The sequence below is a fragment of the Adlercreutzia equolifaciens genome, assembly GCF_029076695.1.
Classification (GTDB): Bacteria; Actinomycetota; Coriobacteriia; order Coriobacteriales; family Eggerthellaceae; genus Adlercreutzia; species Adlercreutzia equolifaciens_A.
In genome coordinates, this window is the sequence record NZ_JARFIK010000352.1 from 1 (window position 1) to 304 (window position 304).

The 304-nt window shown below is 51.6% G+C and carries 1 protein-coding gene; it reads left to right on the forward strand.

What is annotated here, in order from left to right:
- Positions 1–13 precede the first annotated feature (13 nt).
- A partial coding sequence (locus PZH32_RS12710; RefSeq protein WP_343074577.1) for a S16 family serine protease occupies positions 14–304 on the forward strand: 291 nt, incomplete at its 3' end.

The following is a 304-nucleotide window of genomic DNA, read 5'->3' on the forward strand; positions in this document are numbered from 1 at the left end:
GCTTGGAGATGTAATGAAGGAGTCCATTCAGATTGCACTGAGTCTTGTAAAATCACTTTATCCAAAGGAAAGCAAAGTGCTTGATGACCACGACCTCCATATCCATGTTCCTGCCGGTGCGGTTCCAAAAGACGGTCCATCAGCCGGAATCACGCTGACAACAGCTCTTGCATCACTTCTCACCGGGAAGAAAGTCAGCCCGGAATATGCCATGACCGGAGAAGTTTCCCTGCGTGGCGGTGTCATGCCGATCGGCGGACTTCCTGAAAAGCTTATGGCCGCCCAGCGTGCAGGAATCACAAAG